The sequence below is a fragment of the Thermoflexus sp. genome (assembly GCF_042408365.1).
GTDB lineage: Bacteria > Chloroflexota > Anaerolineae > Thermoflexales > Thermoflexaceae > Thermoflexus.
On record NZ_JBHOQJ010000263.1, the window covers coordinates 1 to 5,577 of the forward strand.

General features: G+C 62.9%; 5 protein-coding genes. 3 read left to right on the plus strand and 2 right to left on the minus strand.

The features are described from left to right. Window positions 1-247 precede the first annotated feature (247 nt). The 3 genes from phnC (at window position 248) to phnE (ACFMO5_RS12040) (ending at window position 3,613) form a co-directional block, all read left to right on the plus strand. On the plus strand, window positions 248-1,006 hold the full coding sequence (gene phnC, locus ACFMO5_RS12030; protein WP_376792995.1) for a phosphonate ABC transporter ATP-binding protein: 759 nt from the start codon (window positions 248-250) through the stop codon (window positions 1,004-1,006). Further along, window positions 996-2,366, plus strand: a complete 1,371-nt coding sequence (gene phnE, locus ACFMO5_RS12035) for a phosphonate ABC transporter, permease protein PhnE (protein ID WP_376792996.1) — start codon at window positions 996-998, stop codon at window positions 2,364-2,366. The genes phnC and phnE (ACFMO5_RS12035) overlap by 11 nt, the downstream gene beginning before the upstream one ends. A 98-nt stretch (window positions 2,367-2,464) precedes the next feature. After that, window positions 2,465-3,613 (plus strand): phosphonate ABC transporter, permease protein PhnE, encoded by a 1,149-nt coding sequence (gene phnE / locus ACFMO5_RS12040; RefSeq protein WP_376792997.1) that lies wholly within the window; start codon window positions 2,465-2,467, stop codon window positions 3,611-3,613. Between the two features lie 82 nt (window positions 3,614-3,695). Here the strand turns inward: phnE (ACFMO5_RS12040) and ruvA are convergent, their stop codons facing one another. Together ruvA and ACFMO5_RS12050 are read right to left on the minus strand one after the other, a co-directional pair. Further along, the gene (ruvA, locus tag ACFMO5_RS12045) at window positions 3,696-4,289 is read right to left on the minus strand and encodes a Holliday junction branch migration protein RuvA (protein WP_376792998.1); all 594 of its coding nucleotides are present in this window, start codon (window positions 4,287-4,289) and stop codon (window positions 3,696-3,698) included. Between the two features lie 74 nt (window positions 4,290-4,363). Then, window positions 4,364-5,266: a response regulator transcription factor gene (locus ACFMO5_RS12050; RefSeq protein WP_376792999.1), complete on the minus strand. Its 903-nt coding sequence runs from the start codon at window positions 5,264-5,266 to the stop codon at window positions 4,364-4,366. Window positions 5,267-5,577 lie beyond the last annotated feature (311 nt).

Below are 5,577 nucleotides of genomic sequence, written 5' to 3' on the forward strand. Positions count from 1 at the left end.
AGCTGGGCGCCTTTGGCGCCCAGCTCGCCCTCAAAATATTTTTTAAGGGGGGACCATCCGCTTCCCCCACGGCGTATCCTCAGTGTGGAATGCGCAGATTCGTTCGTTAAATTTCATTAGCGCCCGTTGTTAGCAGCCCCAGCCCCCAAGAATCCCTATGGGGAAGGCCACTGGCCTCTCCCCCGAATATCCCTAACATTCAGGGGAACCAAGCGATAACCATTCGGATATATGAGGGTGGTTTCTCATGCCATTGATAGTGGATCGCCTGACCAAAATCTACCCGGATGGAACACGGGCGCTCCACGAGGTCAGTTTCACGGTTGAGGATGGAGAGTTCGTGGCCATCATCGGGCTCAGCGGAGCGGGGAAGAGCACCCTGCTGCGCTGCATCAACCGCCTGATCGAACCTACCTCCGGGCGGGTGATCTGGAATGGAATCGATATCACCGCCGCCCCGCCAGGGGAACTTCGGAAGATCCGCCGTCAGATCGGAATGATCTTCCAACAGTTCAATCTGGTCAAGCGGGCAACCGTTCTGACGAATGTCCTGAGCGGCCGCTTAGGATATATAAACCCCTGGCTGAGCCTCTTGGGTTACTTCCCCCCCTCAGAAGTGCAACGAGCGATGCGCGCCCTAGAGCGGGTGGGCTTAGCGGATCTGGCCGATAAGCGCGCGGATGAGCTTTCCGGCGGTCAACAACAACGGGTCGGCATCGCCCGGGCATTGATGCAGGAGCCGCGCCTTCTGCTGGCCGACGAGCCGGTCGCCAGCCTGGATCCGGTCCTCGCCCATTCGATCCTCCGCTACATCGAGGAGCTGAACCGCAAGGACGGCGTCACGGTGCTTTGCAGCCTCCACTTCCTGGATCTCGTTCACCGCTATGCCACTCGGGTGATCGGATTGAAAGACGGGATCAAGGTTTTCGACGGGCGGCCGGACGAGATCGATGACCGCCGCTTCAAAGAGATCTACGGGCAGGAGGCGGAACGCATTGGCGGGTGAACGTCGCCTCTCGCGTGGGTACATGATTGTCCCCGGCTTGGCCTATTACGCCCTAGGCCTACGCACCCTGGCCGGGGTCTGGTTGGGGTTTTCCCTGGTGCTGATCGGCCTCGCCGAGTGGCGGAGCCATCTCTGGTTGTGGATCGCGGCGGGGTTGTGGTGGATCGGAACCAGCTATGATGCCTGGCGACGGTTGCACGGCCGCCGACCCCGCATATGGCCCGCCGCCCTGATCGCCCTCGCGGCGATTTACGGGGTGGGCTGGGAGGTCACGGAGATCAACCTCCTCGCCCCGTTCGAGCGCTTCGATAAAATGCGGCCCTATCTCATCGCCCTCACCCAACCGGACCTTCTGACCTACCCGACCGAGCGGCAGGTGCTTCGGATCCCCGTGGCAGTTCCCTGCACCGGATCCCCTTCCCCACAGGAGATCCAGGCGGGGGCACGGGTCTGGCTTTCCGTGGACTGCGCACAGGCGGGAGATCCGCTGGCCCTCCGTGGGGAAGGATTCCCGGCCGGCGCTCCGGTGGAATTGTGGTGGGTGAACCCTATCGGGGAGCGTCAGCGGATCCTGCGGGAAGGCCGTCCCCTCGCATTGCAAGCGGATCCCTCGGGCCAGCTCCACGCCACATTCATCGCTCCTCGTGCGGTTCCGTTAGGGTTCGAGCCGCCCCCCGGCCAATCCCAGACCCATATTCTGGAAGTCCACATCGTGCGGGCGGTTGGAGGGCCACAGCCCAGCGAGGCATTGCTGGAGGTCGCAGAGAAAATGGGGGAGACCGTGGCCATCGCGTTGCTGGCCACGACGTTCGCCGTGTTGATCGCCGCCCCCCTCTCCTTCCTGGCCGCCCGCAACCTGATGGGAGGCTCTCCGCTGACCCGGGTGATCTACTACGCGATGCGGGGGTTCTTCAACATCACTCGCTCGGTGGAGCCCTTGATCTTCGGGATCGTGTTCGTGGTGTGGGTGGGGCTGGGATCCTTCGCTGGGATGTTGGCCTTGATGATCCACTCCATCGCCGCGCTGGGGAAGCTCTTCTCCGAGGTCGTTGAGCACATCGATCCGGGCCCCGTGGAGGCGCTGACCGCGACAGGAGCCAACCGCCTTCAGGTTATCCGTTACGCAATCGTCCCCCAGGTGGTGCCGGAATTCGTATCTTTCGCGGTGTATCGCTGGGACATCAATGTTCGCATGTCGACGATCATCGGCTTTGTGGGAGGCGGGGGGATCGGGTTCCGGCTGAGCGAGTGGATCCGTCTGAGCGCCTATCGACAAGTGGCCACCGCAGTGATCGGCATCGCCTTGGTGGTGATGGCGCTGGATTACGTGAGCGCACAGGTACGGCGCCGGATCGTGTGACGTTGCATGCGGGAGGGGATATCACTCAATTCACCGAATAGGCATAGGCCTTCGGTCGCTGGTCTACGAATCATCCGGGTGAGAGGATTCGAACAGGAATGCATCGGTACCGAACGTGGTTGCGAATCATCGGGATCTTGCTCGCCATCGGGATTTACGCATGGTCTTGGCGCGTGGTGGGCATCGATCCGAGGAAGCTGGTGGAGCCTCAAGCGGCCCAGCGCGCCCGGGAGATCTTTACAGCTTTCCTCACCCCGGAGATCCTGGTTCCGGAGCGCGGGACCCAGCGGGTGGAGGCGGCGGTGCGGGTGCCCTGCGAATCAGGGAACACCCCCAGGATCATCGAGGTGGGAGAAGGCCCCCAGCTGTTCCTGCCCCCCTGTGCTGCGCCGGGGACAAAGATCCAGATTCGAGGGGAAGGATTCCGCCCCCACAGTGAGCTACTGGTGCGCTGGATCTTCGCGCCGAGCCCGCAACTGCCGTTGGGCGGCGAATTGCTAGCCGGACGAACCCGGACGGATGCGGCCGGCCGCTTCGAGCTGGAGGTGGAGATCCGACCGCTCCTCGCCCAGGAGGGCGGCGCCCGTTTGCAAGCGGAGGCCCGTTGGGAGGGACGCTGGCAAATCAGCCCAGCCCTGATCCGGACCCTGGAGCTGATGGTGCAAACGATCTTCCTGGCGTTGATGGCGACCACCCTGGCCACAGGGGTCGCTGCGCCCCTGTCGTTTCTGGCCGCTCGCAACATCACCGCCCGGGGCCCCGTCGGCGTGGCCATTTACTACGCTGTCCGCACCGCCTTTAACGTCGTCCGCTCCATCGAGCCCCTGGTCGTGGCGGCGGTCTTCGCCACCTGGGTAGGCTTCGGGCCCTTCGCCGGGGTGCTGGCCCTGACCGTGGCCACGGTGGTGAACCTGGGCAAGCTCTTCTCGGAAGTTATCGAGACCATCGACCCGGGGCCGGTGGAAGCTCTCACCGCCACCGGGGCGAATGCCCTACAGGTGATCCGTTATGCGGTGATCCCCCAGATCACATTGCCGTTCCTGGCTTTTATCATCTATCACTGGGATATCAACATCCGGATCTCCACAGTGGTGGGGTTTGTGGGCGGCGGAGGGATCGGATATCAGCTGAAGTTGTGGATCGATCAAACGGATTATCACAAGGCGGGGACGGCGGTGTGGGCCGTTGTGGCCGTGGTTTCGGCGATGGATTATGTGAGCGCACGGCTGCGCGAAGCCATCCGCTGACTTGGTTTTGGCTCCTTGGGGTTTGGGGGATGCCCCTACCCCACTTCATCGCTACACCAACCGTCCCTTCGGCGCCCCGAACTTAGCGGCTGGGACGAGCGAAGTAGCTTAAGGCGATGCGGATTTTCTCTTCCAGCGGTAGATTGGGATCCGGCGGTACATGGGCCAGAGCGGCCTGGGCCTCAACGACGCTGTATCCCAGCGCGGTGAGGGCCGCGATGATCTCGGTGTCGTCCGCACGGGGGATGGAAACCCCAGGGGCCGGAACTGCGCCGATGCGATCTTTCAGATGAAGGATGATCGCCCGCGCGGTCTTTGGACCGATGCCAGGCACCCGACGGAGGATGTCCACCTGCTCCTGAGCAATGGCCGCCCGTAGGGTGGGAGCGGAAAGGCCCAACAGTGCAAGAGCTGCCCGGGGTCCAACGCCGTTGACGGTGAGCAGCTGTTCGAAGAGCTCCCGTTCATCCTCATCAGCAAATCCGTACAAGGTGAAGACAAGCCCATGGCCCTCCATACGAGTTATCAGAGTCGTATACAGGGTGATGGGCTCCCCGATGCGGGCCATGGCCAGAACCGTTGGAGGGACATGGGCCTGGATCACCCAGCCGCTCAGATTCACTCGGATCCAGTCTTTCCCGATAGCCTCTACAATTCCCCGCACCTGAACCAGCATGCTCTCTTTCCCAAGGCGAATCGGATTGGAGCAGGAGGCTTTCGCTCTGTTTTGAGAGCGCTATCACTGAATCCTTAATCCCCTCCCCTGGCTACCGGCCTCTCGATCTCCCAGGCGGGGAGCCCCGTGATCTCGGTGGCACGCGGCCATGGTCGAACGGGCGGAGGCATGGGGAGCGCGGCATAGGCTGGCCCGGTAATCAACCACAAGCCAGCGGGGATCAGATATGCCAACCGGATCGTCTCCTCAACTGCTTGGCCAAGCATCGTCCCCGCTGCGATCCCTGGACTTTCCAGCCATCCCACCGCCACGCGCCCGATATGGAGCACGGCGCTCCACATGGATGTCGCGAAGTCGGCACGCCGAAGGGCTTCAAACCCTCGCGTCGCACCCGGGAAGAGAACGAGCAAGCTCCCATCCGGCATAGGCAGGAGAAGACCGTTCTCCTGCCGGAGGTGGCGGGCCCAGCGGGCCCACTCCGAGCGCAGATCCTCGGAATCGATGGAGCTTGACGGATGTAGAACGAGGATCCCAGCGGAGGAATAACGCCAATGAGCTGGAAGCGGCGGGCGGAAAGCCATCAACCAACGGAACCCGGCCCGCAGCGCGGCCAGGCGCTCAGCGACCGCGATTCGAGCCAGCAGCTCCTGCGGAGCATAAGGTTTGGTCACATAATCGTCCGCGCCGGCGATGAGGGCCTCAGCGATTTGATCGGGGTCGGTGCGCCCAGAGACCACCAGGATGGTCAGGTTCCATCCGAACGACCGGGCGCGCAGCTCCCTCAGCCAGGCCAGGCCATCCCCATCCGGAAGGTTGAGATCCAGCACGATCACGGAGGGGCGAAGCTTCAGTAGATGCCGCTGCGCGGTTCGGAGATCCGGCGCCACCACCGCCGGCCTGTGGCTCCAGCTCAGCAGATCATAGAGCGCCTGGGCTTCGGAAGGCTGATCTTCAACGATCAGAACGGGACCGATCATCCGCGTCCTCAGGCATGGATTAGGACCATGGGAAAGAAAAGATCACCGCCCGGCGAAGCGGACTGGCTCCACGCCCTCCTCTCTCCGCATGACTTCGTCATGCGGAGAGAGGAGGGCAAAAAGTTTTCTATAAGGTGCGGGCCGCGTTAAGCGGCCCGTGCCTCCTCTTGGGAGGGTGGAGGTGGGGAGGCCGCCTCCAGCGGCGGAGGGACAGATGGCCCCTCCACCTTTTCTCCTTGCCTCCCCGCGGCCCAAAGGGCTATAGGGAAGAATAAGAAAAAAATCCCTCGGGGGTTGGGGCCCGCCGAGGG